This is a genomic window from Paenibacillus sp. J22P59, assembly GCF_059383895.1.
In genome coordinates, this window is the sequence record NZ_JBXENX010000021.1 from 19,812 (window position 1) to 44,213 (window position 24,402).

The following is a 24,402-nucleotide window of genomic DNA, read 5'->3' on the forward strand; positions in this document are numbered from 1 at the left end:
AGCTTGCTTTTTTAATTCAAGGTAGGAAACCGCAGTATGACCTCTGTCCCCACTCCTTTTCGGCTTTCAAAAGTAATGCTTCCTTGCATCACTTCAATAATCCGGAAGGTGACCATCAAGCCCAATCCTGTCCCCTTCGTTTTATTTGAATAGTAAGGCTCCCCTAATTTCTTCAATTCCTCGCTCGTCATGCCTTCGCCGTTATCTTGAATATGGATAATGACGTTATCTAGTTCTTTGTAGGCTGTCACGACAACCTTGCCCTCTTCTTTTAAGGCTTCAATACTGTTCTTGATAATATTGATGAGGGCCTGCTTAAACTTTGTGGAGTTGCCTCGAATCAACAGCTTGTCTTGAATACGAGATTCAATCGCCCCGCCTTGCAAATTCGCTAACGGGCTTAGAATTCCTTCAATATGGGAGAACTCCTCCGCTACATTCAACTCAATATTATGCTCAATCTGAGGCCTCGCGAACGTAAGAAAATCGGTTATAATCTCGGATGCACGATCTAATTCGTCGATTGCCATGTGCATATAGTTTTTATCTTTGTCATTCGGCGTCTTTTCGCCAAGCAATTGCAGGAAGCCTCTAGTAACCTGTAGAGGATTGCGAACCTCATGCGCGACAGATGCAGCCAGCTCGCTAATAATAGCCATTTTCTCTGCTCTCTGCAGTTCATTATTATAAACTTCCAGTTGGGCGGAGTATTTCACTACCTGATCGAAGCTTTGGGCCACTTTTCTTCCCAATAGAATAATTAGGGAGCTTACGAAGCAAAGAATGCCCCATTTCCAATAAACCAAATCATACGCTCTCGATTCCATGAAGTACCATAGGATCTCAATAAAGCAGATAATTAAGAAGCTGCCCAGCCCTACAGACAAAATAATAGAATCTTTATCGCCCTTAACACTGTTGTATATTAATCGTATTAAAAAAACGGAGCAGCCTGCTAATATGCATATCCCGAATAAAGCGGTGGAGAGCAAATAATAAAGCTCAAATATTCTTTCCCCGACAATCAGCTTCACGATCGTCCCAATAAAAGAAATAATAACGAGCACCGTCGCGATTACACGGATTTTGCTTATTAAGGCGAACTTCCCCTTACCGAACATTTTCTCAAAGAAGTAGAACAAGGAGACAATAAGAATATTAGAAGCAAGATCAAATAAGTAATAATAGATAATGCCATACTTACTGAACCACGTGTATATATAAGGCGGATTAACAATAACAAGAACACCGAGAGTCAGTATGATCAGGCTAAGAGAATGCCAGCCCTTCAGATAGGACTTATCCAGAAAGAACAGGCAGATGAGCATGACAAGAGCAATAAAAATAAAAGCACTGCCCAATATAATATCCAAACTGCCGTGCATAATAAAAGATTTCAGTAAGGTTTCAAAATCGCCTATGGTCACCTTTTGTTGAATGCCGAGCAGATCCTTCACACTACTCAAGTGAATATACATTATTTTATTAGAGTCGGTTGGCGTCAGATGAACGACAAATTTATTGATCGTGTAATTATAATTCCGTTCAGAGACATACAGCTCTCTATCCTCTATGTAGATGCGCACATTTTGTGCCAATATTTTTCTGAAATAAATGCCCGGGTCCTGGATCTCCTGAAGATCAGGTAATTGAATTCTAATCCATGCGGATTGTTTCCCCTTGGGACGAGACGGCTGTTCCTTGAAGGTGTCCATGCTGAGCCACTCCTCTTGAGGAGTAAATGGTTCGGCACCCTTATGCGGCTCATTGTCCGTATGCCAGCTCATCTGCCACTCTTGAATCAGAATCTCGGGGTTGTCAGCCTTCGCTTGAACGGGGGAATTATTGAAATGTAGCTGTAAAGCAAGGAATACGATGATAAATACTACGAATTTCAAAAACGCCTTCATGCATGCACCTCGAAGAGTCAAAAGATATGAAAATTAGTACTTATTTCTTAGTTATTCGACAAACTTCGATAAAGACCCTTCAAAGATTTACCTTTTTACAAAATTTTTTAACCTCATCACTATAACTGGTTCTACACAAAGCCATTACCATTTCGCCAATGCAGTGCCTTGCAAATAAAAAGAGGAACAGCGTTTGCTGTTCCTCTTTTATCGTCAGTTATTTTCGAATTGGGATCAATCACATAGATCGACGACGTCCCGTAATGAGCGAGATAATGAACAAGATAAGAAAGATAACGAAGACGACTTTCGCTATTCCGACTGCTGCGGATACGATCCCGCCAAATCCGAAAATAGCTGCGACAATTGCAATAAATAAGAAGACAAAAGCCCAATATAACATGTGTATAACCTCCCATTTCCTATCATTTAGTGTAAATCTGTATAACTCTTATTAACCCAATTTGCCAAGATTGAATCATATAAAAAAAGAAGCGCTGGATGTTAACCAGCGCTTCTTCCTTATGACTTGCGATATATGCGGCTACAGTTATTGAACTCCTGATACTTCACCAAATTCTCGACTAACACGATAGATTCCTTGCTTCCAAGACCGAGGAAGCCCTTCTCCGCCAGGCTGCTGTAGAACAGCTTATGAACCTGCTGCTGCAGCTCTCCATCGAAGTAAATAAGCACATTACGGCATAAGATCAAGTGAAATTCATTGAATGAGCCGTCCGTCACCAGATTATGCTGAGCGAAGGTCAGGTTTTTTTTGAGCTCAGGAATAAAATACGCATATTGATGATCTGTCGCATAATATTCAGAGAAGGCCTTCGTTCCGCCTGCTTCGAGGTAATTCTTTGTGAAAGCCTGCATTTGCTTCAACGGATAGGCGCCTTTTCTGGCTTTCTCCAGACCTGCTTCATTCATGTCTGTTGCATAGACCTTGGCCTTATCAGCCAGACCTTCCTCTTCAAGCATAATCGCCATAGAATAGACTTCTTCCCCTGTAGCACAGCCGGCATGCCAGATTCGGATCTCTGATAGGGACTGCAGTACAGGAAATACCTGTTCCCGCAAGATACGGAAAAATTGCGGATCCCGGAACATCTCGGTTACACTGATCGAGAAATCCCTCAATACTCGATCAAGCACCTCGCGGTCGTGAAGAGCCTTATCCAGCAATGCAGTTATCGTTGGAATGCCCTCGATTCTCATTCGGTTTTGAATGCGTCGCTTCAAAGAGGCCCGAACATAATTCCGAAAGTCAAACCCATAGTAGCTGTATATGCCATCCAAAAACAAGGTCAATTCAACATCTTCTAACTCATTTATCAACTAGCTCACCTGCTTTGTCAACCATACTCGCAATAAGGAAAATAGCTGTTCCATTTGCAGAGGCTTGCTTATATAGTCGGATGCACCTGCTTCCAGGCATTTCTCTCGATCCTGACGCATTGCTTTTGCAGTAAGCGCAATAATCGGTATATGATTCAGCTCTGAATTTGCCTTAATATTCCTCATCGCCTCGTAGCCATCCATGATCGGCATCATAATATCCATCAGAATAACATCATAATCCGAATCCACTTCAAGAATCTCCAAGCATTTCTTGCCATTGCTTGCCGAATTGACAATCACGCCTTTATTGTTAAGCACGGTCTTCAGGGCAAACACATTGCGATCGTCATCGTCGACCAACAGCACTTTTTTCCCCTTGAACAACTGTGCCTCATCTGGCGTAGAGACATCATCCGTTAGTAAATCAGCTTGTTCTAGCACTGGAGTTCCTATTGAAACTGGAGATTGGAGTATAACCGTCTCAGAGCTTGCCGCTGTTTGCTGCTCTCCTGTCTGCAACAAATGATAAGCATGAATATGCTCTTCCTTGAGGCTTGGCAAATAGAGCGTGAATGAACTGCCTTCATTCGCTTGGCTAACCAGTACTAGTCTTCCTCCAAGCAAGCGAGTGAACTCGCGGCATATCGAGAGGCCAAGCCCTGTACCGCCGTATTGACGGTTCGTAGTGCCATCTGCTTGCTGGAAGGCTTCGAATATAATCTCCTGCTTCTCAGGCGGAATTCCAATACCAGTATCCTTGATCGAGATTGCAACTACATTCTCTGTCTCTGGAATTACACCAAACAGCTGCTTAATCTCATCTGCATCAGCAGCTCGAATGGACATTGTAACAGAGCCCTGTTCTGTAAATTTGAAAGCATTAGACAACAAGTTTTTAAGAATATGCTGCAGACGCTGGCCATCCGTAGATATGACATCCGGCGCATTGGCATCCAGCTTCGTATGGAAGAGGAGCTGCTTGCTGTCTGCTATCGGATCAAACAACTGCCTCATAAGTGCCGGAAGCTCCGTCACATTCACTTCATCTACCAGCATCTCAAGCTTGCCTGCCTCAATCTTAGACAAGTCAAGAATATCATCAATGAGAGAGAGCAGATCATTACCTGCTGAATGAATAACACGGGAATAATGCTCTTCCTCTTCCGATAGCGTATCATTATCGTTCTCATAGAGCATCTGAGACAAAATAAGAATGCTATTAAGCGGTGTTCTTAGCTCATGGGACATGTTAGCCAAGAAATCAGATTTGTACTGGGAGCTCTGCTCCAGCTTCTCTGAATAAGCCTCCAGCTCCACCTTAGCTTTCTCCAATTCATCTGCTCGCTGCTCCACAAGCTCCTTCTGCTCTTCCAGAAAGTCATTTGTAAGACGAAGCTGCTCTTGCTGCATTTGTAACTCTTCGGATTGTGCTTGCAGTTCTTCCGACTGTGCCTGAAGCTCTTCGGTCAGCATCTGCGATTCGTTAAGCAGCTTCTCGACCTCCATTCGGCCAAGCACACTATTAATCGCTATACCGAAGCTATGCTGCAAGGATTCAACTAGCTCGATATGAGTATCCTCAAACGGTTCAAAAGAAGCCAATTCTACCACGCCAAGCACCTTGCCCTCGTAGAAGACAGGAATGACCAATAGGCTTTTTGGCGAGGCCGAGCCAAGTGCCGAATTAATCTTCACATAGTCTACAGGAAGATCATGCAGATGATACATCTTCTTATCTACCACACATTGCCCGCCGAGACCTTCGCCTGGCTTGAAGCTTGCTGCTACTCCACTATTCTCATCTTGATCTGCGAATGCAGCGGTTTTGATGAATCGCGTATTACCACTAACAATATGACGCACATACACTGCCCCGTAGGCGGCATTGACCATTGGCGTTACATGATTAATGAATGTCTCCGACAATTCATTAATTTGATTAAATCCTTGGTAAAGCTGGGAAACATCGGCTACACGCTTCTGGAGCCAGCTTTCCTTATTCATATCGTCCAACAATGAATTCGTCGCATTAGCTAGTTCTCGAATCTCATCATTGCTATACACATGAATACGTGTCGTAATTTCCCCGTTGGACGTAGAAATATCTCGGATCGTGCTCGTCACTTTTTTAAGTGCGTTCACAATAGACCCCGAGATAAATAAAGCGACTGCAATTGAAAATGCCGTTACAAGTGCCAATACGATAAATAACACAACCTGCAGGTTGCGATTATTATTTTCAAGTGCATTAGCTCTAGCGACAGTCAAGTCTTTTTCTGTTACCCGGAAAGAACCAATCTGCTTCCGTATTTGCTCTATCCTTGTCTTGCCCACATCTACATCGTAATATTCTTGAATCTCTTCCTCACGACCAGCCTTCTTAAGCTCGATTGTCATAGTTCCTGTCTTATTAATCCATTCTTCGATAATCGGCTTAATTTGCTCCAAATTATTCACCTGTGCTGGATTGTCTATAATCAGCTCAAGCAACTTATTGTAATGTTCTACCCACGCCAGCTTTGCTGAATTATATGGTTCGAGATAGCGTTCATTACCTGTAATCATGAAGCCCCGTTGTCCTGTTTGCATCTCCAGTACGCTAATCTCCAACTGGTTAAGCACTTCATGGACCTCAATATCATGATCAGCTATGAAATTAATTTCTTCCTGTAGAGAAGCTACCCTATCAACGACAATGATTACAGAGACACCCAAGCACAACAAAATAAATGTGTAACCCAAAATAATCTTTGTTCGAATATTAAATTGAAATAATCGCAATCTAAAGCCTCCCCATTCCTTGCCTTAATCTAACTGTAACATTAATTACACACTTAGGACAAGGAAATGGAAGAAAGTGATGCAAACATTTCACCTTACAACCATTCACGCAGCTTTTCTATCGCTCGTTTTTGTATCCGAGATATACTCATTTGCGATACTCCGAGCTGATCGGCTATCGTACGCTGCGACTGACCCTCTTGGTAGATAAGGCGCAGTACGGTTTGTTCCTCTTCCTTAAGATGAACCATTGCTTCCTCCAGATCAAGACGCAAGTCGAGCGCGCCATATTCATCGGAGGGATTCGCAATTAAATCACCGATCGAAGCGCTGTCGCCTTCATTGGTAAGAGGGGTATCCAGCGAGGTAAAGTGATAATAATCACGCCCCGCCAATATTTCGATCGTTTCTTCTTCAGTCAACTCCAGGTGGGCCGCGATCTCTTCTACCTTAGGAGAACGCTCCAGCTTCATCGTTAATTCATCAATTGCTTTCTGCAATAGACTGCCTTTTTCCTTCACTCTTCTAGGAACCTGGATATACCAAGAGCGGTCTCGCAAATAATTTTTGAGATTGCCGATGACGCTTTTCATAGCATAGCCTTCAAAAGGAATTCCAATTGAAGGATCATATTGCTTGAATAAGCGGAGCATGGACATTTGACCTACCTGAAATAAATCCTCATAAAGATCGGGACGGCTTCGAGACATTTTCCCCGCGGCCATCCTGACAATGGATTCAAAATGCTGTAGAAGCTCCGTAGCTGCTTCATTGCAGCCTGTCTCCCTATAAGTCTCCATAGCAGCCATTAAATTGAATGCAGCTGCCTGAGAGGTTGGTTTAGCACTCATGCCATTTCCTCTTTTCTGCTAAGCAGCTTCGTGAGAACAACCTCCGTGCCACCGTTCGTGTTCACTACTACGTCATCCATCAGTGCTTGCATGAGATAGAGACCTAGTCCTCCGATAGCGGCATCACTCAGCTTGGTCTTATGAAGCGCGGTATTCCGGTTGATGGCTTGCTTGTAATTGAAATCAGAGCCATCATCTTTAATCCGAATAGTGAGCCCGTGAGCCGTTTGTTCGAATTGAAGGTGGACATTGCCCACCTCCCCTCCTTCATAGCCATGCAAGATAGCATTATTGCATGCCTCACCTACTGCAACCTTCATATCCTCGATTTGTTCATATTGAAAGCCTAATTTTACAGCCAATCCGTATAACGTTAGTCTCACCAGATCAAGGTATTCTGCCTCTGCTGGGATACTTAATTGGACAATTGGTTTCATAATAGCCTACTTTCCTTTCTGCACGACTGCTCAAAGTATTCTAACTAATCTAATTCAATAACTAGGAATGAGAAGACACCTGGGTTCTAACCTTTTGAGATTGCTCTTTCTTAGAGTAGGCTTGCATCAATCTGGCTGCAATGGCTACACCTTTGGATATCGTATCCATCGTACCGCGTTGCTTGGTTTTTAGCTGCTTCGCCTGTCTATTTTCCTCTTGCCGAGACTTGATCGATGTCATTACTCCAGCTGCTGTGTGTTTGACAGCAGACGTCGCTTGCTTAATTACTTGTCCAACATCATTAACTGAATCGAATAAGATATTAAGCGAATGCAGCTTGGCATTAACATCCGCAGCGACTTGATTCGTCGTATTCACGACACCTTTGACTTCCGAGCTAATGGTGGTAATTTCCTGCTTCACTTCAACCATGGTGTACTTTACCTCATCCAATGAACTCTTCAATGACTTTAATGTATCGATAATAAAGTACACAAGCACTGCGAAAGCAAGTGCTACAATCATAACCGCTATTTCCCATATCATCTTTGTCCAACCCCTTCCTTATTGCCTTTGTTATTCTATACTTACCCGCATAATTTATAAGTGAAACGACCACATAACAATAAAAAAACCACGAGAGGCAAGGGATAATTACCCAGTAATCTCGTGGTTAAAGCTAAGCTTTTGCTGCAAGCTTCTTAGTCATAATAACGGTGGTTCCTTGTTCAGAATGAATGGTTACTTCATCCATCAATGCTTGCATAAGATACAAGCCAAGTCCTCCCGTTTCTAGCTCACTTGCAGTGCTTGCCTTCAAAGAGGAGGCTTCAGCGGCTGTATTATTGGAAACAAAGCTCGCCCCCTCATCCTTTACCGTTATTGTAAGAGACGAAGAAGTGTATTCAAATATCACTTCAAGACTAGGAGGGTGTTCCTCGCTTGTTTGATCAGGATACGCATGCAGCACTGCATTATTACAGGCCTCACCTACGGCAACCTTCATATCCTCGATCTCCTCATAGCTGAATCCCAGCTTGGAAGCTACACCGAAAAGATTAAGCCGCACAATATCCAGATACTCCGCATCTGCCGGTATTGTTAGTTGAACCCTTCTCATCCTTTACCCGATGCCTCTTCTTTCAGAAACCCGGAAATGCCAGTCATATCAAATAGCCTTTTCACACCGCTCGGTATGTTTCTAACAAAAAACGGCGTATTGTTCTCCTCTCTCACTTTCAAGACTGAGACAATAATGCCAATACCCGTGCTGTCTATATAGGCTAGACGTTCGAGATCTAGTATCAATTGCTTATCTGTGCGATTCACAACCGTTTCAAGTACAGTTCTAAACTCCGGAGCTGCAGCCAAATCAAGTTCTCCACCAGCATGAATGAGAATGGCTTCTTCCGTTTCCTTTAAGGTTAATTGAAATTTGCTCAACGTCATTGGATACACTCCCCTATTATGGTTACAGTTCACATATTCGCTTATTCACTTATACCACTTCTTACCCGCTATGGACAAGAGGAAAAGCTGATCCATAGATCAGCTAGTAGCTAGACACTTGCCATATGATAATAACTGACAGAAATTAGTTTGCCTGTTGCTTCATCTGTAAATAGCTTCAATATAAACTCATTCCTCTCGAAGACGATTCCGTCCTCTGCTTTATAATCTGGCGTGCCTAGCTTATTAAGCAGGTCTTCAACAGTTAAGGCTACTGTCTGATCATCCACATCAATACGATCCGCATCTTCAGCTGACACTTCCACATAATCAACCATACCACCCATGAAACCAACGCTTATTCCTGGATATTCGTACACTTCAACATCCTCGAAATAAGCATCCACCGTTGTGGAGGTCGGTTCGCCCAGCTTACGAATAACCGCATTGCGATCATCATATAACGAGATTCCCTCTACTTCAAGCAGAGGCAATGGTTTCTCACTAGGGGGTGCGCTGTTTACAGGTTGCTTGACGACTGTCGCTGTTGTCTCTGACTGATGCGCACTGATAGCTTTATCAGCTCCACATCCACTCAGTACAATTGCACTTCCAATGATGAAGCTGATGATACCCATCGTATTCACATGAATCATCTCCCTGCCCATCTTTCACGTTTAGTGGTTATAGGATGGTGTACCCGGTTCTGGGAGTATTGAATCAGCCTAAATGCAAAAGTTTATTTCGTTTCTACGGTTAGTATGCATATATCGTCCACCTGATTGATATCGGCACTCGTAATATCCTGCACTAGCCCATGAACCTTGTCTCTTACATGCTCACCGCTGCCAAGCTTATCAGCCAGCATGAGAGGACCATCTTTCTCAAAGCCCACCATTTGATCCAACAAGCCGTCTGTGAACAGGACAATTTTCAGATCGTTGTTGTATGAAAGCGTTCCTTTCGTCACCTGAATATTCGGGAAAAAGCCAATTGCTCCGCAGCCCTCTGTCATCAATATAGGTTCATCATCAACATAGGCAATGCCTGCCGGGTGTCCTGCATTAACGTACTCAACCGTCTTGGTTGTTGTATCGAGGACGAAATAGATCCCGGTAAAATAATAATTCATTAACTGGCTGGATGTATGCAGCTGAAGCATCCGTCCGTTAATCTCATGGACCAGCTGCTCTGGGTCAGTTGTCCTAATGACGATATCTTGCAACGCGGAATATACATACATACATACAAGGGAAGAAGATATCCCATGCCCCATCACATCTAGAAGCATGACGGAGTAACGTCCTTTTCCGAGGTCGTACCAGGCGTAGAAGTCCCCAGCTAATTCAGAGGAAGGCTTATAAATAGCGCCAATTCGCACCTCATCATTATCAATCGGTGCACTAAGCACGCTCCGCTGTACTTGCTTCGCCAGATCAAGCTCGAGCGAAATTCGCATATCGCGTTCCTTATGCCAGTCCTTCTCAAATTTAAGCCGCAATGCAGAGCGTATACGAGCAAGCAGCTCCACCTTATTAATCGGCTTCATTACATAGTCGCTCGCTCCTGCATCAAGTGCCTCTGCTAATTTATTGGAGTCACCCAGTGCAGTTACGAAGATGATTGGAATATCACGGAATCTTTCTTGCTCCTTAATTCGCCTGCAAGCTTCAATTCCATCTATTTCCGGCATCATCAAATCCATCAGAATCAACGATACCGGTGCCTCAATGGCGTTCGGATCTTCTAGCTCAAGTACAGCGAACAACTCTTTAGCGGAAGATACCGCAACCAGTTTATCATAGCCCGCTCGCTGTAATATTCGTTCAATAATAAGAAGGTTTGTACTGTTATCGTCAACTATTACTATAGGCATCGGTACTCTCCTCTCTACTCTCTCCATATATATCAACACATATTCGACAGTTCAAACGAAATAATAGCTACATTAGTTATACCATAACGCGAGGCACAAAGTAGAACGGTAATGTTTCATTCCGCCCTGGCACGGTTATATAGTGTCAAGAACGATAAAACAACCACATACAAAGGGAGAGGATACAAATGTCAAACCAAGTTAAAGCAAGCGGATCAAATGGATTGTTGTTAGGAATGATCATCGGAGGTGCAGTTGGTGCCATATCCACTCTATTACTTGCACCTAAAACAGGAAGCGAAATGCGGGAAACGCTATGCAACAAATATAGTGAATTAACGGAGAAGACGGGTGATCTCGTATCCGCTATCGGTGAAAAGAGTCAAAAAATCGCCCATACCGTAGGTTCTGAGGCTTCTGATCTACTGCAGCAAGCCAAACAAAGCTCAGAGCGAGTAGCTGATCACGTTCGTTCTGCAAAGGATGATATCGAACAGAAAGCAGCTTCCACAGCCTCTTCTGCGAGAGAATAGTATGGCGCATACTTTTCCGGAACAGCAATTAAAAGAGCTGGGTTTCCGTCCTGTTGAAGATCAGGAACGCCTTATTCTCCAATACGATTTTCTCTATGAGCCAGAAAATCAGATTTATCAGCTCTTTATTCCCATCGAGACTGATAAGAATGGACAAGAGGTCATTCGTTTCGATGAGCCTGACATCGCCGGAAGCGGCGGTGTCGCTCTCGAGGTACGCCAAGCAGCGATAGATAAGCTGAAGGAGCTTCAGCATACTTATGAGCTCGCAACTGTACAGAATGGAGCTATGGCTCAAACCGAGCAGGAAATGAAGCGTCTAGGCGCGGAGATGGACCATATGCCGACCAATAGCGAGCTGCTGGAGGACGATATCATTCCTGACCCTCGTCAATAACCAAATAGACAAGTCAAACGGGGCGGATATCCGTCCCGTTTGACTTGTCTATTTGTTGTGCGTTCTAACCTTTTACTGCGCCCTCTGTCAGACCCTTCTGGATAAACTTCGAGATGAAGAGATAGACCACGAGTACCGGTATGACCGTCAAGGCCACTGCAGTTGCCATCAGTCCGAAGTCTGTTCCATATTGGGAACTGATTTCATTCAGCAAGGCTACGATCGGACGAACGTTCTCTTTATTAACAAAGATCAATGCGGAGAACAAGTCGTTATACGACCATAAGAATACGAAGATACTTACCGATGCGAAAGCCGGCTGTGTAATTGGAACAAAGATTTTAAGGAACATTTGCCATCTGTTACAACCATCAATAAAAGCAGCTTCTTCCAACTCTTTTGGAATAGTAGCCATATAACCCGCAATTACCATGATCGCAAAGGTCAAGTTACCCGCCGTCTGTGGAAAAATCAATCCGCCATAAGTATTTACCAAGCTCCATTTGATTAGAATTTCATATACTGGAACAACGGTAGCAAATGCTGGGATCAATAGTGTAGCATACAGTATGGACATCAGCAGTCTTTTAGCTTTGAAGTTGAATCTGGATAATACATAAGCAGCTAATCCGCCAAACAATAGTACAAGCAGTACCGTACTTCCTGACATGATCAAACTGTTAATATAGCTTTTTCCGATATTAATACGCTCAAAAGCAGTCGTATAGTTCGTTGTGATCGGATTTAATGCTAATTTAAACGAGTTATTCATGACATCCCGTGAAATTTTAAAGGAGTTATTAACAATCCAGAACAGTGGATATATTGTCGTCAGGGACCATGCTGTCAACACAACATACATGAGGGTGGTGCCTAAACTAAATCGGCTTCGTTTGGAAGGCCGAGCTTTATGTTTATCCTTAATGGTTTCTTGCATAACGTACACCCCTAATAACAGCTTAGTATGTGATTTCTTCCCGCTTCATTAAGCGATTCGCAACCAGTGCGAGTATAACACCAAAAACGACCATGTAGATCGCAACTGTTGAACCATAACCGAAGTTTTGGTCGACCATTGCTTTTTTGTACATATAGGTTCCCAGTACTTCTGTACCGTTCGCCCCGCCAGTGATGACAAAAATGAATTCAAATACTTTCATAGTACCTGTAATTGCAAGCGTGATTACTACTTTAATGTCACTCATAATCAAAGGAATTGTCAGCATTGTCGTTTTCTTAATCCCTGTAATACCCTCAAGCTTAGCAGCTTCGTAGTAATCAGCAGGAATTTTGGACATTGCCGTCAAGAATAGGATGAAGTAAAAGCCAACATAATGCCATACCGTCGGTATAGATACTGCTCTCAAAGCATTGGATTCATTCAGCCACAAAATCTTCTCGATTCCGAAGTTAGCCAGAATGTTGTTAAGAAGACCGAATTGGTAATTGTAGAACAAGACGAACAGCAAGGAGATTGCCGTACCCGAGATAACAACCGGGAAGAAAAACACCGTCCGATAGAATCCCTGAAACTTACTAATGTTATCAACCAACACTGCAAGTACAAGTGCAATACCAACTTGAAAAACAATTACATACAACATAATTTCTAGCGTATTTAATGTAGCGGCACCCAGCAGCTTATCCGTAAATAGACGACCGTAGTTATCCCAGCCTATAAATTTCTTATCAAAGAAACCGGAGGTTCTGAAAAAGCTCAAATATAAACTCTTAAAGAAAGGATAATACAGGAAGATGGACATTAACGCTGCAGCAGGGAACAAAAACATCAAGATATACTTTCTATCGCCCTTCATAATTATCACCTTTGATGTTTATTTTTCTTCATTCATTTGATTATCAAATGATTACGCCGCCCGAGATATTCAACAGGGCGGCGTACATTGCATATAAATCAGAACGTTACGGGTTAAGAACTACTTCTTGTTAGCATCCTCGATTTTCTTCGCTTCTTCCATAGCTTGTGTTGGTGTTTTGGAACCAGTCACTACAGCTTGAACGTTAGCACGAAGAGTGGAGAAAGTTTCTTGGGAGATTTTGCTGTCAACTGGAGCGCTGATGGAATCAGCTTTAGCTGCCATTGCAAAACCGTCAAGAGCTGCTTGTGGAAGACCTGTTACTTCAACCTCAGCTGCTGGTGTACCACCGTTAGCTGTAGCAATTTTTTGAATGCTTGCTGGGGAAGTCAGGAATTTCAACAATTCGATTGTCATGTCTTTTTTAGCTGCATTGTCATAAGCTGCTTTGGACATGTAGAAACCAGTACCGAAGCCACCGATGATTTCATTACCTGTACCAGCACCACCAGGGATTGCAGGGAAAGGAATTACAGTTGTGTTGTCTTTAACAGCAGCGTTGTTCAAGCCGCCAAGTGCCCATGAACCTTCAAGAAGCATTGCAGCAAGACCTTCGTCATAGTAGTTTTGTGCCATACCAAGATCGATAGTTGCTGCATCTTTAGGGAATGCACCAAGGTCATACAGTTCTTTCATAGCTGCATAGCCTTTTTCCCAGTTTGGTTCGATGCCATCAACAAGTGGTTTGTTTTGGCCTTCAGCACCTGCAGCAGCAAGGATGAAGTGCTCAATCAGGTAGTGAGATTGGTCAAATGGAGCTGCCAAAGGAGTGATACCTTTAGCGGACAATGTTGTAACCGCTTTTTTCAGCTTCTCCCAGTCAGTAGGAAGCTCAAGACCATTTTCTTCAAAGATTGTTTTGTTTACAAACAGACCTTCGTAGAAACCAGTCAATGGAGCAGCGTAGATGTTGCCATCTTTTTGTTTTACAAGCTCAAGGGAGTCAGGAATAAATCCATCTTTCCACTCTTTGTCAGCATCAAGGATTTCGTTCAATGGTACAACTTTACCAGCGTTTACGAAACCTTCAGCATCAGCACCAACGAAGTAGAACAGAAGGTCTGGCTCGTTTTTGCTGTTCATGTCAGTGTTAACTTTAGTTCTGAAGCCATCATCGTTCGCGGACATAACGTCGTTGTCGATTGTTACATTTGGATATTTAGCTGTGAACTCATCCAATACGGCTTGGAATACTTCGCGAGCAGCGTCAGTACCACCGAAAGTGGAGAACACGCGCAGCTTAACCGGATCGGCATTAGCTGCTGGAGATTGACTTGCATCAGGGCTTGCACTTGGAGCCGGCTCATTTTTGTTGTTACCGCAAGCAGCCAAGAACATGGTGAGCATTAGCATAACACTCATAAGTACCAGTGAAGATCTTTTCATTCTGTAAATCCCCCTTAAGTAATGTTTTCTTGCTGGTGTAACTTCTGTTGGTGCCTATCAAAATTTTATGCCAAGCACAGGAAAGCGTCAATGCATCCAAGGGGGTACATTCCTCTAAATAAGGGGGTAAAAATCTAATGTTATGTTTTTCTGCGCTCAGATGGTGTCGAAACATCCGAAAACACAACCCTTTTTACCTTATCTAGCTTTAAGCACTTGGTTGGTTCAATCATTATTGTCAAGGTTCTCTAAGACTAACTTGATCCAAACACTTTATTTTCATTCCACTCTGGATACAATAGGATACTCATCCAATTCTATGCACGCTTTTGGCCTGCTAGTACTCTATAGCTTCTAGTAACTTCGCTCCCAATAATCTCCAAAGCATTCAATTGCAGGCCGACGGAGCAGCCCCCATCAATACCAATTTTCCCATTTCCATACCAAATATCTGGATTGCCCTGAAGATCAATGGTCTTGGTATGTCCGAAAATGACCGTCTTGCTTACGATAGGATCTTCGCTATGGAAAGGCTCTTTTATATACAAAAAATCTCGCTTAGGCTGCTCCCTCCAATTCGGATAACGAGGATTCAAACCCGCATGGACGTATATAAAATGCTCGTCCTCCTCATACAAAGGCAGCTGATCCATAAAAGCAACATGATGCTCATATTGATGATTTACGATCATCTGAAGCTCCGCTAATTTCTCTTCCTCAGCCATTGCCCAGCAGGAGGATTGTTGTACATAGCTTCTCAACGTTTCCTCTCCGCCATGCTTGAAAAACTTTGCTCTAGCCTCTTCACTTCGGCCCATTATCACATCAGCAAATCGCTCATCATGGTTGCCCTGAATCGCAATAGCACCCTGTTCACGCACAAGCTGAATCGCCTGCTCCACTACCTTTTGACTATCTGGGCCTTTGTCGACAAAGTCACCTAGCAGAATCAGCTTGTCCTTTGCCGGATGATAAGCTGCCAGTTCAAGCAGTCTATTAAATTCCTCATAGCACCCATGAATATCACTGATTACTAATATTCTAGCTTTCATTCGCTCACTCTCGATTCTTTATGTGTTTTGCAAAAAATTTATCCCATAATCAGCCTATTGTTGGACGTTGGTAAGAAAGAAAAGAGACTGCGGGTTCCGCAGTCTCTTGATGTTAGGAATTAATCAGATCGCTCTTTTGAAGCATTCTCTGAATAATAGCGGCCGTCTCTGCACGCGTAATATTTTTCTGAGGAAGCAGATCCCCTTGGTAACCACCGACAATGCCGAACTTAACGGTTAATGCCGCCGCCTGTCTAGCCCATGGAGCCACTTTTCCATTGTCTGCGAAAGCTCCGAGCGCTGCTTGCTGCTCTGTTGAATCAAGCTCTGCATATAGCTCAGCAAGCTTCATAGCTCTGGATAGAATCACCATTGCTTCTTGTCTAGTAATCTTCGCATTCGGCTTGAATGAACCATCCTTGTAGCCATCTACCAAGCCATAAGAATATCCGATCTGAATAGCAGAATAATACCAGTCCTTCTCAGCAATATCTGTGAAATTATGCGTTTTGTTCGCCGAAGTTAGCCCTAATGCCCTTATCATAATCGCCGTAAACTCTGCGCGTGTTATGTCGTTATTAGGCAAGAAGCGTTCTCCATCCGCGCCGTTAATAACAAGCCTTGATGCCAAGTCAGTTATGCTTTCCTCAGCCCAATGCGTAGTAATATCAGCGAATGATTTCTCATTATAAATGAGTCCATAAATACTGTTGGATACACTGTTCAGAATAGCGTAATAACGTCCACCATCCTGTATCACTTTAGTAGGAATATGCAGCAGTGTGCCATCCGCACCAAGCTTCACTCCTGTAGTAATACGTTTCGGATCAGTTCCTTCCGGAACAGCTACCCATCTCTCCACATACGTATCGAATTGGCTAATTGCAATTTCTTTATTGCCAAACACAGCTTTTATAGAAAATTGTACCGGAGGTGCAACAAGCGTAATCTTTCCGTCACCCGAATCCTTGAACACGAATGCCGAATTAGGAAGATTGCTCATCTCAATGCGAATCTTGATATCCTTCAGAGAAGCACCTAATTGTTCCTTCAATTTCTCAACATGAACTTGATCCACTGGAAGGATATAGGTTGCATTTTCTGTCGTCACCTGAATCATTGCATCCTTATCCTCTAAGGATGACAAGAGCTCCGCATTAATTTCCCCTAGAACGACGTCAGATTTATTGCGAACCGTAATTTTAATAATCGGCTTCTTAGTTGTATCCTTGAGCAACTCATTAATCTGCGTTTCTTCCAGAGTGACTGTTGTCACTTTCTTCCCATCTATTGTTGCCACATTTACCTTAACCGCTTGTTCTGATTTCTGATCTACGCTGATGATGACATCGGTATTATTCGTGCCTCCCGTACCGCCTGGAATACCGCCACCGTTGCCAGGGCTTCCTCCATTGCCGCCAGAGCCGCTATTATCAATAAATTCTATAGTAGCCATGTTGGCTAAGCTGCTATTGCCGGCCAGGTCCCGATATTGCACATAGACCTTTTTAGTACCAGAGCCTCCAACAAGATTCCAAGCTTTCGTTGCAGCTGCATTCTCCCAATCCGACCATGTAAGCTCATCTGCAGAGAATCGCATTTCCGTTACACCGCTTGCTGAATCTGTAGAAGTCAGATGCAAGGTAACTGACCTATTATTGGTAGTCGCTGTACCATCGTTAATGATGATTGTTCCAGTAGGAATCGTCTGATCCAGCTTAATGCTGTCCTTGATCGTCGCTGCACTGATATTGCCAGCGCCATCCTTGAATTGAACATATACAGTCTTCTCGCCGTCACCTGCTGCAAGGCTCCAGGACTTAGTCGCCGCTACAGGTTCCCAGCCACTCCAATCACTTTCATTGCTGGAGAACCGCATCTCCACTACTCCGCCGTCATCTGCATAACTAAGAGCAAGTACGGTATCCGTTGCGTTGATCCATTCTGCACCTGCATGAATGAGCACGGTGCCCGTTGGACCAATGGTGTCAATATAGAATTGAACAGTTGTCACATTGCCTGCAGCATCCGTGACAACTAATGTGTAGGTGCCATCCGCTTCAATATCTGTCCCAGCCGTATAAGGAGCGCCGTTCAGTGTTGCCGTTCCTTCACTGAAGCTTGCTGTCACCTTATCCTTGTAAGTCGTTAGATCAGTAACTCCTGTAACTACTGGCGCTACGGTATCGATCTCAAAGCCTACCGTCGTTACGTTGCCTGCATCATCGGTTACAACCAGCGTATAAATGCCATCGAGCTCAACTTCTGAACCGCTTGTAAAAGCTGCTCCATTCAACGTTGCCGTTCCTTTGTTGAATTCAGGCGTTACCTTCGTGTTATAAATCCCACCCGGCGTTACCCCAGTAACGATAGGCGCTTCCTTGTCAATCTTGAAGCCTACTGTCGTTACATTGCCTGCCGCATCCGTCACAACAAGTGTATAGGTGCCATCCTGCTCGATTTCTGTTCCACTAACAAAAGCTGCTCCGTTCAACGTTGCCGTTCCCTCGTTGAATTCTGCCGTCACCTTCGCTTTGTATATGCCATTGTCCGTTACTCCAGTAACAACAGGAGCTACCGTATCAATCTTGAAGCCTACTGTCGTTACATTGCCTGCCGCATCCGTGACAACCAGCGTGTAGGTGCCGTCCTGTTCAATTTCTGTTCCGCTCGTAAAAGCAGCCCCGTTCAACGTTGCCGTTCCTTCGTTGAATTCTGCCGTCACCTTTGATTTGTATATTCCATTATTCGCAACTCCAGTCACAACAGGAGCTGTCTTATCAATCGTAAAGCCAACCGTTGTTACATTGCCTGCCTGATCGGTTACAACAAGCGTGTAGCTGCCATCCAGTTCAATTTCTGTTCCGCTCGTAAAAGCAGCGCCGTTCAAGGTTGCCGTTCCTTCGTTGAATTCTGCCGTCACCTTCGCTTTGTATATGCCATTATTTGCAACTCCAGTCACAACAGGAGCTGTCTTATCAATCTTGAAGCCAACCGTTGTTACATTGCCTGCCTGATCGGTCACAACAAGCGTGTAGCTGCCTTCTTGGGTAACGGCTGAACCGTTATTAAAGGCTGCTCCATTCAACTTCGCTGTTCCTTCGTCGAAGCCTACCGTCTTGTTAACATTGTAAAGCCCGCCATCAGTAACTCCCGTCACAACAGGAGCTACCGTATCAATCGTGAAGCTTACTGTTGTTACATTGCCTGCCGCATCTGTAACTACAAGCGTGTAGGCTCCATCTTGATCAACCTCTGTATCCTTAGCAAAGGCTGCTCCGTTCAATGTCGCTGTTCCTTCGTTGAAGCCAACGGTTACTTTCGAATTGTAAAATTCACCTTGGCTTACTCCTGTCACAATTGGTGCAGTCTTATCTATCTCGAAACTCACGGTTGCCACATTGCCTGCCGCATCCGTCACGATTAGAGTATAGCTACCATCCTGTACAACATCCGTACCGCTTGTAAAGGCAGCTCCGTTCAACGTTGCTGTTCCTTCGTTGAAGCTCGGCGTTACCTTCGCTTTGTAAATGCCTCCAGCGGTTACGCCCGAAACCGTAGGAGCTACAGTGTCAATGTTGAAGCTTACGGTAGTTACGTTTCCTGCCTCATCCGTTACGACCAGAGTGTAACTGCCATCCTGATCAATATCCGTCCCGCTGGCAAACGGCGCACCATTCAATTTTGCTGTTCCTTCATTAAAGGAAACTTTAACAGCCGCTTTGTAATTTCCATTGTTCGCAATCCCGGTCACTATAGGTGCTACCTTATCAATCCCGAAGATTACTGTTGTTTTATTGCCTGCATCATCTGTTACAACTAGAGTATACACACCACCTATTGTAACCTGTGTACCACTAACAAAAGCAGCTCCGTTTAAGGTCGCTGTCCCTTCGTTAAAGGTAATCGTTTTGCTTGTATTGTATATACCACCATTCGCTACTCCCACCACGTCAGGTGCAATCGTATCAATCTTGAAGCTCACCGTCGCAATATTGCCTGCAGGATCAGTAACGATCAGTGAGTAGGTCCCATCCTGCGTAATATCTGCACCGCTAGAATAAGGGTTCCCATTGAGCAATCCGCTGCCTTCGTTAAATAGAGGATTAACTATGGTGTTATATGCTTTGTTATTCACTACATTCGAAATAGTTGGAGCTATTGTATCTACTGTAATTGTATTGCTAATAGTCGAACTGCTCGAATTGCCGACTTTATCTTTATATTGTACATAGACGGTCCTAGCTCCCTCGCCAGCCGGGAGGACCCATGACCTCCCATTCAGGTCAGCGATATTGAACCAACTGGTCTGCCAAGTGCCGTTAATGTTGGAGAGACGTGCTTGATCAACTCCTGAGCCGCTTCCATCCGAATAGGTTCCTTTCAATGTGACTGTAGCCGAATTTGTCCATGCAGCGCCATCATTAATAGCAATTGTTCCTGTCGGGGCTGTCTGATCCAATAAAATGGTTTGAGAAGAATTGGTTGAGATTCCATTGTTCGAATCCCGAAGCTGCATATAGATGGTCTTCGCTCCATCTCCTCCACTTAGACTATAGGTTGCTGTATTGCTGAATGGCAGCCAAGATGCCGCTGACAAATTGGCAACGCTATCGGCAAATCTCATATCTGTAACACTATCGCCTGCATCAGGATCGGATCCTGTTACAGATAGATTGACGGTGTTGGTGTTCGTTGCTGCTCCCTCCACAATTGTGAAAGCTCCTGTAGGAGGGTTATTAACCGGTCCAGTCTGGTAAGTAACGACTAGCTTCGGTCGGAATGCAGCATTAGCTTCTAAGGAATAAAATAAAAATTTTCCGCTGTCTGCATCTGCTTCATTGCCGTTAAGCGTGAAAGTTACTTTGCGATCAGAACCATCCGTAAAGGCATCGACGGCACTCTTAACGTTGAGTGTAATCGTTTGATCCTGTAGATAAGTGCCCATCGGCACTTCCGCAGTGCTTTTCGCCGTAAATTTATCTGCATAGGCACTACCTGTATTTACAGTTGGGAAGGTTACAAGATTCAAATCATTCGTAGTAGAGCCCCTTGCCTCTATGTACAATGTGTGGTTTGGAACTCTTAATACTGTAGCAACCGTCAAGACCAGCTCCGCTGATACAACGGTCCCTTCTGGAGCACCTAGATTGAAGGACGCAGCCATTCTATTGCGCACATTGACGAAGCCGTCATTATTGCTCATGCCGACATAGAGAAAACCATCGCCGTCATTATCATAGATGCCGTTATATTCCGCTTGACCATTTAATTCCATCGTATCAGCAGTTGCTGTGTAGGTCTTTGTAACTGTTCCACCTGCTGCTTTCACCGTATTAGGTCCTACTCCCGGCGCGATCAGTGCGAATAGCATAGCCAAAACCAATAAAGCCGCTTTTTTGTTCATAACCGTTCTCCCATCTTTAGTAAATCTACTAAAATGACATCCTTTTCCAGACTAAACGATGCATGGTTACTAGTCAATAGAACTAGTCTAATTTCAAACAAAAGTTGACATATTATTGCAAGATATGATAATAACAAAGTGACAATGTTTTTATGATCTACTCTAGTAATAAAGGAGCCCTTCTGAACATTTTATGAACATTTCTCCTTCTCTTTTCCTTGCGCAAGAGCAAGATCAGGCGTTTCTCTATGAAGTCTATGCTTCAACACGAATGGAAGAGGTTAGCGGATGGGGATTTAGTCCTACAGAGGCCCAATCATTTCTCCATATGCAATGGTCCATGCGTAAGCAATCCTATGCTTTGCAATTTCCCAACGCTGCAACGCATATTATTCGACATGATTGCAATATCGGAAGCTGTATTCTTCTCACTACTACTGGGACTCTGCGTATTATTGATATTTCTCTTCTACCAGCTTATCGCGGCCAGCAGATTGGAACTTTCATTATCCGAGTGATTCAAGAACAAGCCCGTCAGCAGCGCTTATCGGTTTCCTTAAGCGTATCGCCCTCCAACCCTGCCCTTCGACTCTATGAGCGACTGGGCTTTACTATAACCGGCGCCACCGAAATGTACATATCAATGGAGTGGAATCCGGTGCTTACAAACGATGCTTACAATTGAAACGGAAGGGGTTTGTTGAATGAGTGATCAATATGTAGGAGAAATTCGAATGTTTTCAGGCGACTATGCTCCGCAAGGATGGGCTTTATGCAAAGGACAATTGCTTAGCATTAATGATAATCAAGTATTGTATACGTTGCTTGGAACGACTTACGGAGGAGACGGGAGAACAACCTTTGGCTTGCCTGATTTACAAAGCCGGATTCCTATCCATGCCGGAACGAATAACGGCAACAGCTATACCCTTGGACAAAAAGCAGGTACTGAAACCGTTACGATAACAACTACCCAACTGCCTGCACACACACATTTAGCAGCGGCTAATGCTACGGCGGCAGATGCTGCTGCTCCAGCGAATCAATTCTGGGCTGCTAATGCTCTAACAAAGCAGTATACAACGAATGCTCCCACCGGCACAATGAATGCCAACATAATCAGCTCGTATGGAGGCAACCAAGCTCACGATAATATGATGCCTTTTCTTGTAGTCAATTATATTATTGCCCTCAATGGTCTATGGCCTAGCAGCTACTAATAACCGAATCATATTTTAAGGAGGAACAATAAATATGGCAGAACCATTCGTTGGAGAAATACGAACGTTTGCTTTTGGACAAATCCCCCAGGGATGGGCACCATGCAATGGCCAGCTTCTTAATGTACAGACTAATCAAGTCCTATTCTCAATCATAGGCGCAACTTATGGCGGTGACGGCAGAACGAACTTCGCTCTGCCTAATTTGCAAGGGCGCGTGCCTGTCCATCAAGGCCCAGCCCAAGGCATTGCCTATGGACAATCAAGCGGAGAAGCAGCTCATACTTTGACCATTAACGAAATGCCCGGTCATAACCATACCGTTAATGCTTCAAACAGTACCGCCAACACGGGCAACCCGACAGGGAATGTATGGGCTTCTTCCAACATACAGACATTTGCAGGCACAGCCGACACAACCATGAGTTCTAATGCAATCTCAACTGCAGGCTCCTCACAGCCGCATAACAATATGCAGCCTTATAGCGTTCTTTCTTTCTGTATCGCTCTAACTGGCCTTTATCCATCACGTAATTAGGAGGAGTTAATATGGACCCTTATGTAGGTGAAATTAGAATATTTTCAGGAAACTATGCACCAGTGGGATGGGCGCTCTGTAACGGGCAACTATTAACTGTTCAATCTAATACGGCTTTATTTTCTATTGTTGGCTTCAAATACGGCGGTGACGGCAAGAACACCTTTGCTCTGCCTAATCTGCAAGCCAAAGCAGCCGTCGGCCAGGGAGCAGGCCCAGGGCTTACTCCCCGAGTGATAGCCTCCACTGGAGGAAGCGCAACAACTACATTGCTTGACACTCAGATTCCTTCCCATACTCATACGGCTACTTCTATTGCGACAGTTGGCGGAACGGTTGATCCAACTAATGGGCTCTGGGGAGTTACATCTGGATTGACTCCAAAGCCGATCTATTCCAAAGATAATGTTATTGATACACAGATGAATCCACTGGCTCTATCTCAGACTGGAGGCAGCCAGCCTCATAACAACATGCAGCCTTTCGTGAGCATGAGCTTCATTATCGCCTTGGAAGGCGTTTATCCGCCTAAATCATAAAAAGAGCTATCTCCTACTTTGAGAGACCGCTCAACTGCCAGCCTCCCCCTCAAGATCTACCAGAAGGGGAGGCTTTGGTATGCCTATTTGCATAAGCAGAAGCCACCACTGCATCGGGCTTCACGCGAGCCTTCATTCCCATGGCTTCTACACGAAGACGCATATCCTCTACAAAAATAGCGGTCTTGGAGATGGCTGGATCAGTACCCGCATCCACATCAATGTAAGCTTCAAAGGTTGCTCCTTGGTACACGTACGGCAGTACAATGCTCTCCATCTGCAAGCGCCGTGGCCCGATAAAATGAATCGCAACCTCCTCGCTATAGGAAGTTTCCAGAGAAAGCTTTTCTCTAATGGAAATTAACTCTCTGGGTACGATTACCTGACGGTAACAAGCCCAGGCTCCCTTGCCAAGCTGTTGAATAACGAGTCCGGTAATAAAATTCGTGAATCCAGGGAACACCTGACAATCCGTTCCAATCATAAAGTTATAGCTCCCGCGCGGGTCCTGTTGCATGAACCAGATAATGCGATCATGCACCTGCTCAAGGCTTAACCGTTGTTCCAGCACATTATGAAATTCCAAATCAGCTGCTCCTATTTGACTGTTCAATTTACCTATAGTCGTCACCTCAGACTGTACAGAGTGTTGGTCTATGTCATACTCCGTCCTTGTCCCCCTATCACGCACTGCCTTGTCTATTCTCCTTTATCTATTCATATGACGGCGTCCCTTCCCACTGAACCATCTTGCTGAAAAAGGGCGCTGGCAATCCCATCCTTACTCTCTCAAATACGAACCTA

Annotated in this window: 23 protein-coding genes; 6 read left to right on the forward strand and 17 right to left on the reverse strand. The window is 44.2% G+C overall.

Annotated features, from left to right (window positions below; all coding sequences use genetic code 11):
- Positions 1 to 11: 11 nt before the first annotated feature.
- The 11 genes from AC50YO_RS24390 to AC50YO_RS24440 form a co-directional block, all read right to left on the reverse strand.
- Complete coding sequence (locus AC50YO_RS24390; RefSeq protein WP_494851073.1) at positions 12 to 1,910, reverse strand: ATP-binding protein; 1,899 nt, start codon at positions 1,908 to 1,910, stop codon at positions 12 to 14.
- Between the two features lie 238 nt (positions 1,911 to 2,148).
- Positions 2,149 to 2,313, reverse strand: coding sequence for a DUF1328 domain-containing protein (locus AC50YO_RS24395; RefSeq protein ID WP_494851074.1), 165 nt, complete (start codon positions 2,311 to 2,313; stop codon positions 2,149 to 2,151).
- Positions 2,314 to 2,432: 119 nt separating this feature from the next.
- Entirely contained in the window at positions 2,433 to 3,251 is an 819-nt protein-coding gene (locus AC50YO_RS24400; RefSeq protein ID WP_494851076.1) for a CheR family methyltransferase, read from the reverse strand.
- Positions 3,252 to 6,035 (reverse strand): CHASE3 domain-containing protein, encoded by a 2,784-nt coding sequence (locus AC50YO_RS24405; protein WP_494851078.1) that lies wholly within the window; start codon positions 6,033 to 6,035, stop codon positions 3,252 to 3,254.
- 95 nt (positions 6,036 to 6,130) lie between these two features.
- Positions 6,131 to 6,886 (reverse strand): sigma-70 family RNA polymerase sigma factor, encoded by a 756-nt coding sequence (locus AC50YO_RS24410; RefSeq protein WP_494851080.1) that lies wholly within the window; start codon positions 6,884 to 6,886, stop codon positions 6,131 to 6,133.
- Positions 6,883 to 7,323, reverse strand: a complete 441-nt coding sequence (gene rsbW, locus AC50YO_RS24415) for an anti-sigma B factor RsbW (RefSeq protein WP_494851082.1) — start codon at positions 7,321 to 7,323, stop codon at positions 6,883 to 6,885. The genes AC50YO_RS24410 and rsbW (AC50YO_RS24415) overlap by 4 nt, the downstream gene beginning before the upstream one ends.
- Before the next feature lie 61 nt (positions 7,324 to 7,384).
- Positions 7,385 to 7,870, reverse strand: a complete 486-nt coding sequence (locus tag AC50YO_RS24420) for a DUF948 domain-containing protein (protein ID WP_494851084.1) — start codon at positions 7,868 to 7,870, stop codon at positions 7,385 to 7,387.
- A 133-nt stretch (positions 7,871 to 8,003) separates the two neighbouring features.
- A complete protein-coding gene (gene rsbW / locus AC50YO_RS24425) occupies positions 8,004 to 8,444 on the reverse strand; it encodes an anti-sigma B factor RsbW (protein WP_494851086.1) in 441 nt (146 codons plus the stop codon).
- Complete coding sequence (locus AC50YO_RS24430) at positions 8,441 to 8,773, reverse strand: STAS domain-containing protein (RefSeq protein WP_494851087.1); 333 nt, start codon at positions 8,771 to 8,773, stop codon at positions 8,441 to 8,443. The genes rsbW (AC50YO_RS24425) and AC50YO_RS24430 overlap by 4 nt, the downstream gene beginning before the upstream one ends.
- Before the next feature lie 110 nt (positions 8,774 to 8,883).
- Positions 8,884 to 9,420, reverse strand: coding sequence for a hypothetical protein (locus AC50YO_RS24435; RefSeq protein ID WP_494851088.1), 537 nt, complete (start codon positions 9,418 to 9,420; stop codon positions 8,884 to 8,886).
- 92 nt (positions 9,421 to 9,512) lie between these two features.
- Positions 9,513 to 10,649: a PP2C family protein-serine/threonine phosphatase gene (locus AC50YO_RS24440; protein WP_494851089.1), complete on the reverse strand. Its 1,137-nt coding sequence runs from the start codon at positions 10,647 to 10,649 to the stop codon at positions 9,513 to 9,515.
- 188 nt (positions 10,650 to 10,837) lie between these two features.
- Between AC50YO_RS24440 and AC50YO_RS24445 the strand changes: the two genes are divergently transcribed.
- On the forward strand, positions 10,838 to 11,182 hold the full coding sequence (locus tag AC50YO_RS24445; protein WP_494851090.1) for a YtxH domain-containing protein: 345 nt from the start codon (positions 10,838 to 10,840) through the stop codon (positions 11,180 to 11,182).
- The gene (locus AC50YO_RS24450; RefSeq protein ID WP_494851091.1) at positions 11,133 to 11,579 is read left to right on the forward strand and encodes a hypothetical protein; all 447 of its coding nucleotides are present in this window, start codon (positions 11,133 to 11,135) and stop codon (positions 11,577 to 11,579) included. Before AC50YO_RS24445 ends, AC50YO_RS24450 begins: the two co-directional genes overlap by 50 nt.
- A gap of 64 nt (positions 11,580 to 11,643) precedes the next feature.
- On the opposite strand, the gene AC50YO_RS24455 is transcribed toward AC50YO_RS24450, so the two are convergent.
- From AC50YO_RS24455 to AC50YO_RS24475, 5 genes are all read right to left on the reverse strand, one after another.
- Complete coding sequence (locus tag AC50YO_RS24455; RefSeq protein ID WP_494851093.1) at positions 11,644 to 12,351, reverse strand: carbohydrate ABC transporter permease; 708 nt, start codon at positions 12,349 to 12,351, stop codon at positions 11,644 to 11,646.
- Positions 12,352 to 12,538: 187 nt separating this feature from the next.
- Positions 12,539 to 13,396 carry a carbohydrate ABC transporter permease gene (locus AC50YO_RS24460; protein WP_494851095.1) on the reverse strand — a complete coding sequence of 286 codons (858 nt, stop codon included), beginning with the start codon at positions 13,394 to 13,396 and terminating at the stop codon, positions 12,539 to 12,541.
- Positions 13,397 to 13,516: 120 nt separating this feature from the next.
- The gene (locus tag AC50YO_RS24465; protein ID WP_494851097.1) at positions 13,517 to 14,842 is read right to left on the reverse strand and encodes an ABC transporter substrate-binding protein; all 1,326 of its coding nucleotides are present in this window, start codon (positions 14,840 to 14,842) and stop codon (positions 13,517 to 13,519) included.
- 317 nt (positions 14,843 to 15,159) lie between these two features.
- Complete coding sequence (locus AC50YO_RS24470; RefSeq protein WP_494851100.1) at positions 15,160 to 15,894, reverse strand: metallophosphoesterase; 735 nt, start codon at positions 15,892 to 15,894, stop codon at positions 15,160 to 15,162.
- Positions 15,895 to 16,006: 112 nt separating this feature from the next.
- Positions 16,007 to 21,301, reverse strand: coding sequence for an S-layer homology domain-containing protein (locus tag AC50YO_RS24475; protein WP_494851101.1), 5,295 nt, complete (start codon positions 21,299 to 21,301; stop codon positions 16,007 to 16,009).
- A gap of 193 nt (positions 21,302 to 21,494) precedes the next feature.
- Here AC50YO_RS24475 and AC50YO_RS24480 point away from each other — a divergent pair, with 193 nt between their 5' ends.
- The 4 genes from AC50YO_RS24480 to AC50YO_RS24495 are packed head-to-tail and all read left to right on the forward strand — an operon-like array spanning position 21,495 to position 23,598.
- Positions 21,495 to 21,986: a GNAT family N-acetyltransferase gene (locus AC50YO_RS24480; RefSeq protein ID WP_494851103.1), complete on the forward strand. Its 492-nt coding sequence runs from the start codon at positions 21,495 to 21,497 to the stop codon at positions 21,984 to 21,986.
- Positions 21,987 to 22,005: 19 nt separating this feature from the next.
- The gene (locus tag AC50YO_RS24485) at positions 22,006 to 22,521 is read left to right on the forward strand and encodes a phage tail protein (protein ID WP_494851105.1); all 516 of its coding nucleotides are present in this window, start codon (positions 22,006 to 22,008) and stop codon (positions 22,519 to 22,521) included.
- 34 nt (positions 22,522 to 22,555) lie between these two features.
- Positions 22,556 to 23,059 carry a phage tail protein gene (locus tag AC50YO_RS24490; protein WP_494851106.1) on the forward strand — a complete coding sequence of 168 codons (504 nt, stop codon included), beginning with the start codon at positions 22,556 to 22,558 and terminating at the stop codon, positions 23,057 to 23,059.
- An 11-nt stretch (positions 23,060 to 23,070) separates the two neighbouring features.
- Positions 23,071 to 23,598: a phage tail protein gene (locus AC50YO_RS24495; RefSeq protein WP_494851108.1), complete on the forward strand. Its 528-nt coding sequence runs from the start codon at positions 23,071 to 23,073 to the stop codon at positions 23,596 to 23,598.
- Positions 23,599 to 23,647: 49 nt separating this feature from the next.
- Here the strand turns inward: AC50YO_RS24495 and AC50YO_RS24500 are convergent, their stop codons facing one another.
- Complete coding sequence (locus AC50YO_RS24500) at positions 23,648 to 24,289, reverse strand: ribonuclease H-like YkuK family protein (protein ID WP_494851109.1); 642 nt, start codon at positions 24,287 to 24,289, stop codon at positions 23,648 to 23,650.
- Positions 24,290 to 24,402 lie beyond the last annotated feature (113 nt).